The following is a 14,368-nucleotide window of genomic DNA, read 5'->3' on the forward strand; positions in this document are numbered from 1 at the left end:
AGCGTAGGCCGCACCGGCTGGCTAGACGTGCTTAACGATAGACGTGGCGGAGCTCATCGCGCGTATGCAATTCCTGCAGCTTGGTCAGCGGTAGCTCGATGTGTTCGTCGGTGTAATAAGTCGGTTGCTTCGCAGTGCTGCCGCCCGCATCGCGCTCGGCACCTTTCCACTTGTTGAAGCCCTTTTGCGGCAATGCCAAGGTGATGGTTTCACCACTGACGCTTTGCACCCGCACCACACCGTAGGCGTGTCCATCGTAGGCGCCAGGCGCCACCGTCTGCAGGTCCACGGTGTACAAATCGCCTGCCGCAGGCTGCGCCAGCAGTGCGTTGTCCTGCTTCGATGTCTGCGAGGCGCTGTAGGCGCCAAACACCACCAGGATCGCAATCAGCCCGAGCAGGACCAGCCCGCCAAACCGGCGATAGGCAGGAATCGGTGGCTTGCCCTTAGCCGCTTCGAAGGTTTTGGTGTCCAGCGCAGTGCTGTGGTTGCAGCCGTCGCACACGCGCAGGTACTGCTTCTTGGTGACCCAGCTGAAGATGTACCAGAGGTGCGCGTAGCGGTAATGCAGGACATTGCGAAAACTGCGCTGTTGCGCGCATTGGTCGCAATGCGCGCCGTCGGCGGCTCCGAGTGAGATGGCGTCGCCGCCCGATCCCCAGATGATCATCATTCGTCCTTGAACTATATGGAAGTGACGCATGATAAACGCTGCTCGGCTGGTTGCGCACCTGCCCGGGTGCCTAGTGGCGACGGGTGGCGCACGCTGGCCCGGACCGGCGACGCAGGTGCCTGGCGCCGGCCGCGTTAAACTAGCGGCCAGTCCACTGCCGATGTCGCCCATGCGTAATCCACTGCAAGAACAGCTGCTCAAGGCTGGCCTGGTCAAAAAAGCCCAGGTGGACAAGGTTGCGCGCGAGCAGGTCAAGCAGCGGCACGCCAAGGGCGGTGCGGTCACGCCTGCCGATGCCGACAAGGTGGATGCGGCGCGGTTGCAGGCCGAGCGTGCCGAGCGCGATCGTGCGCTGGCCGAAGAACGCAACGTGCAGCAACGGCGGCAGGAAGTGCTGGCGCAGGTGCGCCAGATCGTGGAGACCAGCAAGGTCAAGCGCGAAGGCGAGATCGACTACCGCTTCAACGATGGCAGCGTCATCCGCAGCGTGCTGGTCAATCCGGCGTTGCGCAGCCAATTGGCCAGTGGCGCATTGGTGATCGTGCGACATGGCGATGGTGTCGAGCTGATTCCGCGCGTGGCTGCCGACAAGGTCTACAGCCGGGATCCAGGCACTGTGGTGCTGGATCACGCGCGCAACCCCGCGCCGCCATCGAGCGATAGCGACGATGATTACTACAGCCAGTTCAAGGTGCCTGACGATCTGATCTGGTAAGTGGTCGCGCGCAGTACTGCGCGTTACCCTGGCGTTCTTTGCCGCCGACCTCGTTGCCATGTCGATCGTTCTCACGCCGTTTGCCCGCCCCCGTTTGTTTCCGCGCGATGGCCGTCGCAATGCGATCCAGGACTGTACCGCCGAGCAGTTCATCCAGCATCTCAACGATGCGCCACCGCTGCGCGTGATCGAAGGCTACGCGGCGTTCTGCCAGCTGCATGTGCACCACAACTGGACCAGCACCCGTTGCCTGACGGTACCGATCAGCGCAGAAAACCGTCACCTGCTGCGCTCCGGTTACGAAGCGCGCAACACGCAGGAATTGCCGGTATTGGTACGCTGGTTCGAAGGCGTCGAGCCGCCGATCGCGCAGTACATGCTGCCGATCCTGTACAGCCGCGATCAGCTGGCCAAGGAAGGCGCACCCATCGATGCGGACTGGGGCGTGGTCGGTTGCCTTTACACCGCCGAGCCGGACGAAATCCCGATGACGCCGATCACCATGTTGCGCAATGCGCTAGGCGTGGAAGAGGGCGGCTCGGGCGTGCCGCTGGACCGCGACGCGTATCGGCGCAGCGTGGCATTTTGGGAGGCCAACGCGAACTGGCGGCCGTGAGAACTTTGTGTGCAACTGCGCAGCGCAGATTTTGTGGCGCGATGCCGCATTAGCAACGCGCCCACCGGACGGGCATATAGCGATGTAGCAGCATTGGGGCAAGGACATCCCCGTAGCGCGTGAACCTGCACCAGACCCGCAGTGCTTAGCCTTAACTGCAGATACGCAGTGCATGGCATGTGACGTAAACACAGAACGGGCGCCCCAAGCGCCCGTTCTGTGTTCAATCGAGACCCGGCTTGTCAGCGCGATGGCGCGTGCTGGGTCTGCATCTGTTCCTGTGCCTGCCGCTGTTGTGGGTCTGCATCCAGTGCCTGGCTCTGCCGTGTACTCGACTGCAGGTCGTGATTCACCGCCTGCGAAAAGTCGATATAGGTACGCTGGGCAGCAGGATCGTTCGGCTGGCCCTGCACTGCGAACAAGCCCTGGTTATCCAGGCGCGCTACCACCGTATCGATTCTGCTCATGCCGGCGACCTTGGATTCAAAGGCCACCTGTCCTGCCGCGTTCTCCAGTTGGTCGCGATCCTTGAACAGCGGCGTTAGGCCGCCCTGGCGACGCTGCTCTTCCAACGTTTCGAGTTTTTCCGCGGCCTGCTGGAAGCGGGGGTTGTCTGGATGTCCCGGGGTTGCCATGGTCGGCTCGGCGACTTTCTGTGCCTGCTCCGCCTGTTGTTGGACGGCGGCATCCAGGGCGCTGAGCGTGCCGCGCCCGACCTTGCCGTCCACGGTCAGCTGATGGTCGCTCTGGAACTGCTGCACCGCCTGCAAGGTGCTGGAACCGAAGTGCCCGTCGGGCACCAGTGGCGCGCCATCCTTACCCAGGTAGCCCAGGTCGGCGAGTTTCTGCTGCATGGCCTGTACGTTGTCACCGCGCGCACCGCTGACCAGCACTGCGCCCGCCGCCGGCGCGCCTGGCGTTGAGGGTGAATCATGCGAGGGTGTGGCAGTGGGCGTGATACCCATCTGGGTCATCGCGGTGTCGAAGCGTGCATCACGACTAGTGACTGCGCCCGGCGACTCGATGCCGTATTTGGTCGATTCAACGAAGGTCTGCACATCGGCGCGGGTCGGCGGATTGCCGGCGTGAATCTTGCCGCCTTGCAGCGTGACTTCATTGCCGGCCAGGTAGCTGACGAACTGCGGCCCCATGCTGCCGAACTGGTTGTCGTAGTCAGCCATGGCCAGCTGCAATTCCGGGTTCGCAGCGATGGCATCGGCAGCGGCAGGATTGGTTGCACGAACGCGTGTAATCGCGTCGTCCACGCGTTCGATCGCACTGTCCAGTTTGGTGTTGGTGAACTGGTCGATGGTGGCCTTGGGAATGGCCTGCAATTTTGCATCCAGCGCGCTCAGTTGCTGGCTGCTCAGGCCGCCTTGCTGGGAAAGCAGGCCGATGTCATCGGTGTTGAAACCGTTGTCGCGCAGGAAGCGTTGCGCCTGAGGGTTCCTGCCCACATCGAACTGCACCAGCCCGAAGGAGTACGTGCTGCTGCCCTTCTGGGCGTACGAGAAGTGGTCTAGGTGGCGCGTATTGCCTCCCAGTTCGGTATTCAGATAGAGCGTGCTCAGCTGCTCGCGAGTGATCGTGGATTCCGTTGCCATGGTGGTGTTCCTTCGGGTGGGCGGGAGCGGGGTTCAGCCGGCGCAGTGCTGCTGTGTGAAAGCCACCAGTTGCGCGACGGCTTTGTCGCCGTAGGCGGCCGGGGCCGGTTCGACTACAAAGTTTCCTATCATTTGGTTGCTGCAGACCTGTACGTTGCTCTTGCCGGCCGCGCTCTGCAGTGTGCAATTGGCGGCAAACAGATCATTGCCGCCCGCAGTCCCCGCAGACAGGTTGGTCGCTGCCGTGCAGCCAATCAGAGTGCCCTTCTGGGAATTCTGGCCCATCAGTGTGTTGAAATTGGCTAATTGGCTGTTGGCGTCGCGCAGTTTCATCACGTCCACGCAGTCCTTCTGTCCTTCCACTGCAACACAGCTAGCCTGGTCGGCCAACGCGGTGCGGGTGGCCGACATGATTTGGATGCGGTCGGCGTAGACCTGCTTCAGGCACTGTGCGTCAGCGCAGAGGTCACGGGTGTGCTGCTGCCAGTGTTCTTGTTCTGACTGCAGTTTCGCCTTGCCTGCGGCATCGAGCGTGTCACGCGCGGTCGCGCTGGCCTTGGCCAAGTCAGTGTCCAGACGCGCCAGGGCCGGGTCCTTGCAGACCATTGCCTGCACTGGTGAGGCGTTAGTTGCAGCCGCGCAGGCGGGGGGGCGGTACTGGCATCTGCGGCGACGCTGCCGGTCTTGTCGGCAGTGCTGGTCGCCTGGGCGTCGCTGGACGGCGATGTGCAGGCCGCCAACAGCGCCAGCAGGCAAAGGGACATCACGGGTTTGCTTGCCCGGGTAATGTGTTGGGTTGTGCTGCGCTGCATTGTCTTTCCTTTGGTGGTGGGCGTCCTGGCGCATCCTGTGGGCGGCGGGGTATCGGTCGAACTTTCGGACGTAAGCGCCATGGCTACCGCGCCCGGTGGCTAGCCAATTAGCCTACCACCCGGACGCGATCATCTTTGTCGAGATTGCAGGACCTACATGCGAGGAAGTCGGCTGTCTGACGGCACGTTGATCGGTTACCCAAACCGCAAAATGAGCAGCTAAAGGTGCCCTTCTTTGCTTAGATGCAATATCAGCCAATGCCCAGCACAGGTATGTGAGGCGTAGCCCAGGTCACCGTGATGATGTCGCCATGCACCAACCCCTGCTATCTGAGCTGCGCGAAGATGGCGGCCGGTGGCCGTGGCCAGCCCGCGGGTGCATAGGCAAACGGAAGTTGCAGCGAATGCAGCAGGCTGAACATTGCGGCCTGCTGCTGGGGTGTACGAAAGTCCAGTGCGATGCCGTCATTCGTTGCAGTACCTTGCATCAGTAGCTGCTGATAGACGGCGCCGGGCGCGCATACGACATGGATCTGGTGATCCAGCACCGCACTGACATGATTCACCGGGTGCGACCCTCGCTTACAGTTCGCTAAGGATCTGGGCGCGGCGCTGGGTGTATTCGGCGTCGGTAATCAGCTGCTGCGATTTGAGCCGATTGAGTTCGTCCAGCCGGGATTGCGTGGTCGTCGCCGCTGTCGTATTTCCTGCAATTGCACCAGGCTTGCGTGATGCGCGTTTGACGGCCCAGACGATGATGCTGATGACGGCAGCGATCATGCCAAAAAATACCAGAACAACGATCCAATGCCAGATGCTTAAGTTACCCATGCGATGTCCTTTTTGAGATGGGGTGAAAGCGGGCGACTCGCTTTGCCGCAGTGGTGTGCAGGCAAGGCCACGCCACTCCTGGGCTGTACGTTACACCACGGCGCCGGAAGAGATCCCTACGGCGCGGGTCACGCTGTGTGACGCGCTGGAGCAGAGGGCGGCTTGGCCGTACCGTTTGACCGCGACTGCTACAGGTGCGTCGTGGAATTCTGGCAGAACAATATAAATCGGCAACCATGTTGGTGGTCACGGCGCTGGTGTTTCATGCATCCGGGGGTCGGCGAAACAAGTGCGACTGGTTGCCTACGAATGCACTGCGGATGTCGGCCACGGTTTCATGCGTCGCGTGCATAGTCGGCCTCGCGTTGCGCGCGCAGCGCCATCACGATCACCGCATCGGTTACATCCACATAGCGATACGACGCCACGTACCTGTGCGAGACGCGGCCCATCACCAGTTCGCTGTGGTCTGCATGCACCGGTCGGCCGATCAACGGATTGCCTGCCAGCACATCGAACGCGCTGACGATCTCCTCGGCTCTTTCTGCTGCATGCACGCTCTCATGGTCGCGCAAATGCGCGTCGATCCGCTCCAGATCCTCGATCACGCCTGGACAAGGCGGATGTGTGTCACCTCAGCTTTCCAGCTTGCGCGCCACCGGCCGCTTCGCAGGCTTTCCTGCGACCCGGGCCTTGAAATAGGTGCGCGCCTCGTCCCACGGAATGGTCTCACCCGTCTCCAGAAATTCGGACCAACGCTGATCGGCCTGGGCGTGGAAGTCGGCGCGACGCTCCGCCAGTTCGGCCTTCTCGGCGATGGCTTCCAGGATGAAGTTGTACGCCGTGGTGCCGGCCGCTTCTGCGGCCTTGGCGACGCGGGCCTTGAGCGCTTCCGGCAGGCGGATGGTGGTGGTGCTCATGCGGCGCTCCAAGGCGTTGCGGTTCGCGTGAAACGTAGCACCAATGTGATACAGGGGGCCGAGCACTCAGTCAGCGGGCCGGAGAGCGCGGTTTTGCGCAGCAGGATTGCCGGAGACGCTCTATATCGGGGAGGTGTTGCCGGTGCGCGGGGATGGCGAGTGAAGCGCGTTCCTGGAGACCGTCTTGCATTAGGGAACCTCTGAATAACTCGTTGCCCAGCGAGAGAGAGTTGCAATCTAGCCTAGTCACGACAATCGCCGGCGCTTAAAATCAAGCACTTGCGCGTGATTTAGTCTGTCCAAGGCATTGATCGGAAGCCTATGAAAGATTTGTTCAGAGTTTCCTTAGCGCTGCATGTACATCATCTCTTGGCCTTCAACGCGCAAGGTCGCACTGCCGTTCGACAGGCGCCGGGTCGCGCGGTACTCCTTCCGCTTTTGCGCAGCGCTGCTGGCAGCACCAATCACGGCGTGTTTGGTCTGCTGATCTCATAAAAAAACGGGCACCTTGCGGCGCCCGTCTGTTTCAAATCGTTGCAAGGGCGATCACTCGCCCCATCACTCAGTAACGATAATGATCCGGCTTGTACGGGCCGGCCACGTCCACGCCGAGATAATCGGCCTGGTCCTTGGTCAGGGTGGTCAGCTTGACGCCGATCTTTTCCAGGTGCAGGCGGGCCACTTCCTCGTCCAGGTGCTTGGGCAGGATGTAGACCTTCTTCTCGTAGGTGTCGCGCTTTTCCCACAGGTCGATCTGCGCCAGGGTTTGGTTGGCGAACGAGTTGGACATCACGAAGCTCGGGTGGCCGGTGGCGCAGCCCAGGTTCACCAGGCGGCCGTCGGCCAGCAGGAAGATCGCGTTACCGTTGCCGAACACGTACTTGTCGACCTGCGGCTTGATGTTGATCTTCTCCACGCCCTTGAGTGCATTCAGCGCATCGACCTGGATCTCGTTGTCGAAGTGGCCGATGTTGCACACGATGGCCTGGTCCTTCATCGCCTGCAGGTGCTCGACGGTGATGATGTCCTTGTTGCCGGTGGTGGTGACATAGATGTCGCCACGGCCCAGGGTGGATTCGATGGTGTTGACCTCGTAGCCTTCCATCGACGCCTGCAGAGCGCAGATCGGGTCGATCTCGGTCACGATGACGCGGGCGCCATAGTTACGCAGCGACGCGGCGCTGCCCTTGCCCACGTCACCGTAGCCGCAGACCACGGCGACCTTGCCGGCCAGCATCACGTCCATCGCGCGCTTCAGGCCATCGGCCAGCGACTCGCGGCAGCCGTAGAGGTTGTCGAACTTGCTCTTGGTGACCGAGTCGTTGACGTTGATGGCCGGGATCAGCAGCTTGCCGGCCTCGGCGATCTGGTACAGGCGGTGCACGCCGGTGGTGGTCTCTTCGGAGACGCCCTTCCAGTCCTTGACCACGCGGGCCCAGTAACCCGGGCGCTCGACGGCCACGCGCTTGAGCAGCGCCTTGATCACGCCTTCTTCGTGCGAAGACGCCGGTTCGTCGACCCAGGTGCTGCCGTTTTCGAGCTCATAGCCCTTGTGGATCAGCAGGGTGACGTCGCCGCCGTCGTCTACCACCAGCTCCGGGCCGGTCTGGGTGCCGTCGGGCAGGGTGAAGGTCAGCGCGTCCAGGGTGCAGTCCCAATACTCTTCCAGCGTCTCGCCCTTCCAGGCAAACACCGGCGTGCCGCTCACCGCAATGGCGGCGGCAGCGTGATCCTGGGTGGAGAAGATGTTGCACGAGGCCCAGCGCACGTTGGCGCCGATGTCCTTGAGCGTTTCGATCAGCACGGCGGTCTGGATGGTCATGTGCAACGAGCCGGTGATGCGCACGTCCTTCAGCGGCTTGCTGGTGGCGTGCTTGCGGCGGATCGACATCAGGCCCGGCATCTCGTGCTCGGCGATGTCCAGCTCCTTGCGGCCCCAATCGGCCAGGGAGAGGTCGGCGACCTTGAAGTCGTCGTTTGCAGCGGTTTTTGCGACAGCGTTCATGCAATTGCTCCGGTAGGCAGACGAATGTCTGCAATTCCGGGCGCCGTTGAACGAGAAATCCCTGTCGAGCCTGGCCGTATGTATCTGCACGGTTGGTGCAGTTGGCAGATCGATCTGCCATAGCGGTCGCAGCGCCCCTCGACGAGGGTCTGATTATATCGGCAGCACCCCCGTCCGGCATGAATTGCCGCACACCCCAACCAACGGCAGGGGGAGCGGCCGACGGACGGCTGCTATGGTCCGGGGTCGATCCAGAGCGGGGAACGGACATGCAGGCCAAACGGAAAGCGCGCCACGGGTACCGGCACGGTGATGAAGGGCGCGGCATGCCGGCGCTCGATGCGTCGCCGCTCGCCAGGCCCGGCGGCCATCCGCTCGGTGGTGTGGTGACCGGCCGGGCGCTGGCGCGTGCGCTGTTGCTGACGGTCCTGAGTGCGCCGCTGCTGGCCTCGGCTTCCGGCGTGCCGGCATCACCGCCAGCGGCAGCGGCAGCGGCAAGCAGCGGTTATCGGCTGCCCTCCAAGGCCTTGCAAGCGGTAGTGGATGCGCCGCGCGCGCCGCTTCTGCAGTTGTCGCCCAAACGCGACCTGGCCGCGATGCTGCAATTGCCGGCACTGCCGGATATTGCCGAAGTGGCCCAGCCCGAGCTCAAGCTGGCGGGCGTGCGCATCCACCCCAAGACCCATGCGGCCAGCCGCTTCTCCTTCGCCAGCAAGCTGTGGCTGCTGGCGGTGGCGGACGGGAGCGAGCGCCAGATTGCCGGCCTGCCGTCGCCGTTGTCGTTGGCGGACCAGAGCTGGTCGCCGGATCAGCGCTATCTGGCGTTCCGTCGCGAAGATGCCGCCAGCGGCGCCAACGAGCTGTGGCTGGTGGACGTGGCCGCCGGGCAGGCGCAGCGCCTGGTGGCCGGCTTGAACACCAGCGTCAACGGCGAGCTGCGCTGATTGCCCGATGGCAGCGGGTTGCTGCTGCAACGGCAAGTGGACGGGCAGGGTGCACCGCCCGCGCGCGATGCGACACCGGACGGCCCGGCGATCCAGCAGACCAGCGCCGCGGCCGGAGTGCGCTCGCTGCCGACCTATCAGGACCTGCTGCGCAACGAGGCCGATGCGCGCGTGTTCGAGCACTACGCCACCGGTCAGCCGATCATCGTCACGGTGAGCGGGCAGGTGCGCCCGATTGCCGCGCCCGGCATCTACCTCAACCTCTCGGTATCGCCGGATGGCCGTTACATCCTGAGCGAACGCAGCGAGCGGCCGTTCTCGTACCTGGTGCCGGTGGACAACTTCGCCCGACGTATCGAGGTGTTGGATCTGCAGGGCAAGCTGGTGCGCCAGATCGCCCAGTTGCCCTTGGTGGAAGGCTTGCCGACCGGCAACGACGCGGTGCCCACCGGCGTGCGCGATATCGCCTGGCGTGCCGATGCGCCGGCCACGCTGGTGTGGGCCGAAGCACAGGACGGCGGCGACCCGGCACGCGAGAGCAAGATCCGCGATGCGGTGCGGATGCAGGCCGCGCCATTCACGCGTGCGCCGTTGACGCTGGCGCAGCTGGGAAGCCGATTCGAAGGCATCCAGTGGGGCCGTGGCGATCTGGCGATCCTGAGCGAAAGCTGGTGGAAGACCCGCCGCATCAAACAATGGCGCATCGCCCCCGATCAGCCCAAGCAAGCGCCCGAACTGCTGTGGGACCGCTCCTCGCAGGACCGTTACAACGACCCGGGAACCCCGGCGACGGTGGCCGACGGCAAGGGGCGCACGCTGCTGCAGACCAGCGCCGATGGCAATAGCCTGTTCCTGCTCGGCAAGGGTGCCTCGCCGGAAGGCGATCGCCCGTTTGTGGATCGCTTCGATCTGCAAAGCAAGCGCGCCACACGGGTGTTCCATTCGCAGGCACCCACCTATTCCGCGCCCCTGGCCCTGCTGGATGCGCAAGGCACGCAGCTGCTGCTCAGCCGCGAATCGCCTGAAGAACCGGCCAACTACTTCGTGCAGGCACTGGGCGATGCGGCGCCTGCACCGCGTGCGTTGACGCAGTTCGCACATCCATTGCCGCAGTTGCGTGGCGTGCAGAAGGAGCAGATCCGCTACAAGCGTGCCGATGGCGTGGACCTCACCGCCACGTTGTTGCTGCCGCCCGGTTACGACCCCAAACGCGACGGCCCGCGGCCGCTGCTGATGTGGGCCTACCCGGGCGAGTTCAAAAGCGCCGACACCGCCAGCCAGGTCACCGACTCGCCGTACCGTTTCAATGCGATCAGCTATTGGGGCCCGCAGGCATTTCTGGCGATCGGCTATGTGGTGCTCAACAACCCGACCATGCCGATCGTCGGCGAAGGCGATGCCGAACCCAACGACACCTACGTGCCGCAGCTGATCGCCGATGCGCAGGCGGCGGTGGATGAAGTGGTGCGACGCGGGGTTACCGACCGCGCGCGCATCGCCATCGGCGGGCATTCGTATGGCGCTTTCATGACCGCGAATCTGCTCGCGCACACGCGCCTGTTCAAGGCCGGTATCGCCCGCAGCGGCGCGTACAACCGCACGCTCACCCCGTTCGGTTTCCAGGCCGAAGAACGCAACTACTGGCAGGCGCAATCGGTGTATCAGGCGATGTCGCCGTTCAACTACGCCGACAAGATCAAAGACCCACTGCTGCTGATCCACGGCCAGGACGACAACAACACCGGCACGTTTCCGATCCAGAGCGAGCGCATGTTCGCCGCGATCAAGGGCCTGGGCGGCACCGCGAAGCTGGTGATGCTGCCCAACGAATCGCACGCCTACCGCGCGCGGCAGTCGATCCTGCAGATGCTGGCCGAGAGCGAGCAGTGGTTGCAGAACAATCTTGGCGAGCCGGTGAAGGAGAAGGGTGCTCCGCGCACGCGTTGATCGAGGGTGCGGAGCTGCGCGCGATGAGGTGTTACCGATCAAGCCTCGTCGCGCCCGGGTGCGCTCCTACGAGGGCGGTGCCTATGTGGTCGCAGGATGCGTGTGGCGTGTAGTGCGGAGTGGCGCTGCAAGCGTGCGTTGGCGTGCGTGATCGGAGAGTGCGTCGATCACGCCTCGTCGCGCCCGGGTGCGCTCCTACGAAGGCGGTTGCCTATGTGTTCGCAGGATGCGGGTGGCGTGTAGTGCGGAGGGGCGCTGCACGCGTGCGTCGGCGTGCGCGATCGGAGAGTGCGTCGATCACGCCTCGTCGCGCCCGGGTGCGCTCCTACGAGGGCGGTTGCCTATGTGTTCGCAGGATGCGTGTGGGGTGTCGTGCGGAAGTGCGCTGCAGGCTTGCGTCGGCGTGCGCGATCGGAGAGTGCGTCGATCACGCCTCATCGCGGCCGGGTGCGCTGCTACGCAAGTCGTCGTGCTTGGGTGCGATGGTTCGTGCTGAAACCGTCGCGCTTGTCGCAACCCTCTAATCCTTTTGGGTTAGTCTTCGACGACTTTGCGCTTTGATGAGGGTGTGCGTTTCCGATGAACGAGTACCGCAGCAGTCTTGTGTTCGCTACCCCCGATCTTCCCTTGCGCGACGATGTGCGTCGCCTGGGTGCACTGGTTGGCGATCTGCTCGCCGAGCAGGTGTCTGCGGAATTCCTCGATGAAATCGAACGCGTCCGTACCACCGCCATTGCGCGGCGCGAGAGCGATGCGCCGCCCTCCACGCTGAGCGAGCAGCTGACCGGGCGTGAGCCGCGCGATGCCGAGTCGCTGGTGCGGGCTTTCAGCACGTATTTTCAGGTGGTCAACATCGCCGAGCGCGTGCATCGTATCCGCCGCCGCCGCGAGTACCAGCGCAGCGGCATCGATACGCCGCAGCCCGATGGCCTGCACGATGCCTTGCGCCGGCTCAAGGCGCAGGGCGTGACGCTTGAAGAACTCAGCGAGTGGTTGCCGCGCATCGACGTGGAGCCGGTCTTCACCGCGCATCCCACCGAAGCGGTACGCCGCGCGCTGCTGGAAAAAGAACAGCTGATGGTCGCCAGCCTGGTCGACAACCTCGACGGCATGCGCACGCCCAACGAGCGCGCCAGCGATGCGGCGCGCTTCCGGATGGCTCTGACTGCTTCGTGGCAGACCGCCGACTCCTCGCCGGTGCGTCCCACCGTGGACGACGAACGCGAGCACGTTGGGTTCTATCTCACCCAGGTGCTCTATCGCGTCATCCCGGTGATGTACGAAACCCTCGAACACGCCATCGAAGAAACCTACGGCAGCGTGCCGACGCTGCCGCGCCTGCTGCGCTTCGGCACCTGGGTGGGCGGCGATATGGACGGCAATCCCAATGTGGATGCCACTACCATCGCCGGCACGCTGGATGCGCAGCGCCGCGCGGTGCTGGACCGCTATCAGAAAGAACTCTGGCAACTGGCCAGTCTGCTCAGCCAGTCGACCACGCTGGTGGCGGTGAGCCCGGCGCTGAACGCGCAACTGGAGCATTACCGTGCCTTGCTGCCGGACGCTGCCGCACGCTCGCGCCCACGCCACGGCGACATGCCGTACCGGCTGCTCAACGATCTGATGCGCGCGCGTCTGCAGGCCACGCTGGACGACGCCGATGGCGCCTACGGCGCACCATCGGAGCTGGAACACGATCTGCAACTGATCCTGGACAGCCTGCAGGCCAACAAGGGTCTGCACGCCGGTTGGTTTGCGGTGCGCCGGCTGTTGTGGCGCGTGCGCAGCTTCGGGTTCCATCTGGCGCGGCTGGATGTGCGTCAGGAATCGAGCGTGCATGCACACGCGGTGGCCGATGCCTTGGGCCAGGACGACTGGGACGCGCAGGACGCCACACAGCGCGCCGCGCTGCTGGGCCCGTACGCGTCCGGCGAACAGGCATTGCCGCAAGTGGACGATGAAGGCAACGCGCGGCTAGATGCGGTGTTCGCCGCACTTGCCGATGCACGCACGCGCCACGGCGCCGATGCGCTGGGCAGTTACATCATCTCGATGGCGCATAACCGCGCCGATGTGCTCACCGTGCTCGCCCTGGCGCGGCGTGGTGGCCTGGTCGATGACGCCGGTGCAGTGCCGCTGGATATCGTGCCGCTGTTCGAAACCGTGGACGATCTGCGTGGCGGTACCGGTACCGTGCAGGACCTGCTGGCCGATCCGGTATACCGCCAGCACTTGGCCGCGCGTGGCGATACACAGATGGTGATGCTGGGCTATTCGGACAGCGGCAAGGACGGCGGCATCGCGGCCTCGCGCTGGGGTCTGCAGCGCGCGCAGGTCGAGCTGCTGGAAGCAGCCGCCGAACTTGGTGTGCGTCTCACGTTTTTCCATGGCCGCGGCGGCTCGATCGCCCGTGGCGGCGGCAAGACCAGCCGCGCGCTGGATGCCGCGCCGCGCGGCAGCGTCGATGGTCGTTTGCGTGTCACCGAGCAGGGCGAGGTGATCCATCGCAAGTACGGTATTCGTGCGCTGGCATTGCGCTCGCTTGAGCAGATGACCGGCGCGGTGTTGTTGTCCAGCCTGCGTCCGCGCGCACCCGAGCCGCGCGAGGACAACTGGCGGCCGGTGATGGATCTGGTTGCCGAACGCAGCACGGTGGCGTATCGCGCCTTCGTCGGCGCGCCGGATTTCATGCAGTACTTCCGTCTGGCCACGCCGATCGATGTGATCGAACGCATGACGCTGGGCTCGCGTCCATCGCGTCGCTTGGGCCAGGACGCGGCGCTGTCGAATCTGCGCGCGATTCCGTGGGTGTTTGCCTGGAGCCAGGCGCGTGCGGTGATTCCGGGGTGGTACGGCGTGGGCAGCGGCTTGCAGGCGGCGGTGGATGCCGGGCATGAAGACAGCTTGCGCGAGATGGCGCAGGACTGGCCGTTCTTCCGCACCTTCCTGGACGACATCGCGATGGTGCTGTCCAAGGGCGACCTCAATATCGCCGAACTGTTCTCGCGCTTGTCGGGCGACCTGCACACGCGGTTTTTCCCGCAGATTCGCGACGAACTGGCGCTGACCAAGCGCTGGGTCAAGGCGCTGCTGCAACAGCAATCGTTGCTGCAGCACGACACGCGGCTGGCGTTGTCGATCCGCCTGCGCAACCCCTACATCGACCCGATCAGCGTGTTGCAAGTCGACCTGCTGCAACGCTGGCGTGCCACCGATGGCGAAGACGACGACTTGCTGCGCGCGCTGGTCGCCTGCGTCAACGGTGTCTCGCAAGGCGTGCAGAACACCGGCTGATCCGACC

Annotated in this window: 12 protein-coding genes and 1 riboswitch; of the genes, 5 read left to right on the forward strand and 7 right to left on the reverse strand. The window is 64.1% G+C overall.

Annotation, left to right across the window (positions count from 1 at the left end; translation table 11 throughout):
• Nucleotides 1–31: 31 nt before the first annotated feature.
• The gene (locus ACZZ0O_RS10440) at nt 32–670 is read right to left on the reverse strand and encodes a hypothetical protein (RefSeq protein ID WP_463590729.1); all 639 of its coding nucleotides are present in this window, start codon (nt 668–670) and stop codon (nt 32–34) included.
• 172 nt (nt 671–842) lie between these two features.
• On the opposite strand from ACZZ0O_RS10440, the gene ACZZ0O_RS10445 reads away from it, so the two are divergent.
• Both ACZZ0O_RS10445 and ACZZ0O_RS10450 read left to right on the forward strand, forming a co-directional pair.
• Nucleotides 843–1,388, forward strand: a complete 546-nt coding sequence (locus ACZZ0O_RS10445) for a DUF2058 domain-containing protein (RefSeq protein WP_463590730.1) — start codon at nt 843–845, stop codon at nt 1,386–1,388.
• A gap of 58 nt (nt 1,389–1,446) precedes the next feature.
• Nucleotides 1,447–2,004 carry a DUF3228 family protein gene (locus ACZZ0O_RS10450; RefSeq protein WP_115584358.1) on the forward strand — a complete coding sequence of 186 codons (558 nt, stop codon included), beginning with the start codon at nt 1,447–1,449 and terminating at the stop codon, nt 2,002–2,004.
• A gap of 242 nt (nt 2,005–2,246) precedes the next feature.
• Here ACZZ0O_RS10450 and ACZZ0O_RS10455 read toward each other — a convergent pair whose 3' ends face one another.
• From ACZZ0O_RS10455 to ahcY, 6 genes are all read right to left on the reverse strand, one after another.
• Nucleotides 2,247–3,608, reverse strand: a complete 1,362-nt coding sequence (locus ACZZ0O_RS10455) for an XVIPCD domain-containing protein (RefSeq protein ID WP_463590731.1) — start codon at nt 3,606–3,608, stop codon at nt 2,247–2,249.
• Nucleotides 3,609–3,641: 33 nt separating this feature from the next.
• Complete coding sequence (locus ACZZ0O_RS10460; RefSeq protein ID WP_463602884.1) at nt 3,642–4,172, reverse strand: lysozyme inhibitor LprI family protein; 531 nt, start codon at nt 4,170–4,172, stop codon at nt 3,642–3,644.
• Nucleotides 4,173–5,002: 830 nt separating this feature from the next.
• The gene (locus tag ACZZ0O_RS10465; RefSeq protein WP_463590733.1) at nt 5,003–5,251 is read right to left on the reverse strand and encodes an SHOCT domain-containing protein; all 249 of its coding nucleotides are present in this window, start codon (nt 5,249–5,251) and stop codon (nt 5,003–5,005) included.
• A gap of 335 nt (nt 5,252–5,586) precedes the next feature.
• Complete coding sequence (locus tag ACZZ0O_RS10470) at nt 5,587–5,859, reverse strand: type II toxin-antitoxin system RelE/ParE family toxin (RefSeq protein ID WP_463590734.1); 273 nt, start codon at nt 5,857–5,859, stop codon at nt 5,587–5,589.
• A 27-nt stretch (nt 5,860–5,886) separates the two neighbouring features.
• Nucleotides 5,887–6,171 (reverse strand): type II toxin -antitoxin system TacA 1-like antitoxin, encoded by a 285-nt coding sequence (locus tag ACZZ0O_RS10475; protein ID WP_463590735.1) that lies wholly within the window; start codon nt 6,169–6,171, stop codon nt 5,887–5,889.
• 562 nt (nt 6,172–6,733) lie between these two features.
• On the reverse strand, nt 6,734–8,176 hold the full coding sequence (ahcY, locus tag ACZZ0O_RS10480; protein ID WP_055850993.1) for an adenosylhomocysteinase: 1,443 nt from the start codon (nt 8,174–8,176) through the stop codon (nt 6,734–6,736).
• Nucleotides 8,177–8,207: 31 nt separating this feature from the next.
• Nucleotides 8,208–8,322, reverse strand: a riboswitch (S-adenosyl-L-homocysteine riboswitch).
• Between the two features lie 180 nt (nt 8,323–8,502).
• Here ahcY and ACZZ0O_RS10485 point away from each other — a divergent pair.
• The 3 genes from ACZZ0O_RS10485 to ppc all read left to right on the forward strand — a co-directional run bounded on the left by ACZZ0O_RS10485 (nt 8,503) and on the right by ppc (nt 14,361).
• Nucleotides 8,503–9,120, forward strand: coding sequence for a hypothetical protein (locus tag ACZZ0O_RS10485; protein WP_463590736.1), 618 nt, complete (start codon nt 8,503–8,505; stop codon nt 9,118–9,120).
• Nucleotides 9,121–11,067, forward strand: coding sequence for an alpha/beta hydrolase family protein (locus ACZZ0O_RS10490; protein ID WP_463590737.1), 1,947 nt, complete (start codon nt 9,121–9,123; stop codon nt 11,065–11,067).
• A 579-nt stretch (nt 11,068–11,646) separates the two neighbouring features.
• Nucleotides 11,647–14,361, forward strand: coding sequence for a phosphoenolpyruvate carboxylase (gene ppc / locus ACZZ0O_RS10495; RefSeq protein ID WP_463590738.1), 2,715 nt, complete (start codon nt 11,647–11,649; stop codon nt 14,359–14,361).
• The last annotated feature ends 7 nt before the right edge of the window (nt 14,362–14,368 follow it).

It is taken from the genome of Xanthomonas sp. AC360 (assembly GCF_979258225.1).

Bases quoted from the DNA above. Each gene is read 5' to 3' on its own strand.
- ACZZ0O_RS10440 (WP_463590729.1), bottom strand. From the start codon at position 670: ATGATCATCTGGGGATCGGGCGGCGACGCCATCTCACTCGGAGCCGCC.
- ACZZ0O_RS10445 (WP_463590730.1), top strand. From the start codon at position 843: ATGCGTAATCCACTGCAAGAACAGCTGCTCAAGGCTGGCCTGGTCAAA.
- ACZZ0O_RS10450 (WP_115584358.1), top strand. From the start codon at position 1,447: ATGTCGATCGTTCTCACGCCGTTTGCCCGCCCCCGTTTGTTTCCGCGC.
- ACZZ0O_RS10455 (WP_463590731.1), bottom strand. From the start codon at position 3,608: ATGGCAACGGAATCCACGATCACTCGCGAGCAGCTGAGCACGCTCTAT.
- ACZZ0O_RS10465 (WP_463590733.1), bottom strand. From the start codon at position 5,251: ATGGGTAACTTAAGCATCTGGCATTGGATCGTTGTTCTGGTATTTTTT.
- ACZZ0O_RS10475 (WP_463590735.1), bottom strand. From the start codon at position 6,171: ATGAGCACCACCACCATCCGCCTGCCGGAAGCGCTCAAGGCCCGCGTC.
- ahcY (WP_055850993.1), bottom strand. From the start codon at position 8,176: ATGAACGCTGTCGCAAAAACCGCTGCAAACGACGACTTCAAGGTCGCC.
- ACZZ0O_RS10485 (WP_463590736.1), top strand. From the start codon at position 8,503: ATGCCGGCGCTCGATGCGTCGCCGCTCGCCAGGCCCGGCGGCCATCCG.
- ppc (WP_463590738.1), top strand. From the start codon at position 11,647: ATGAACGAGTACCGCAGCAGTCTTGTGTTCGCTACCCCCGATCTTCCC.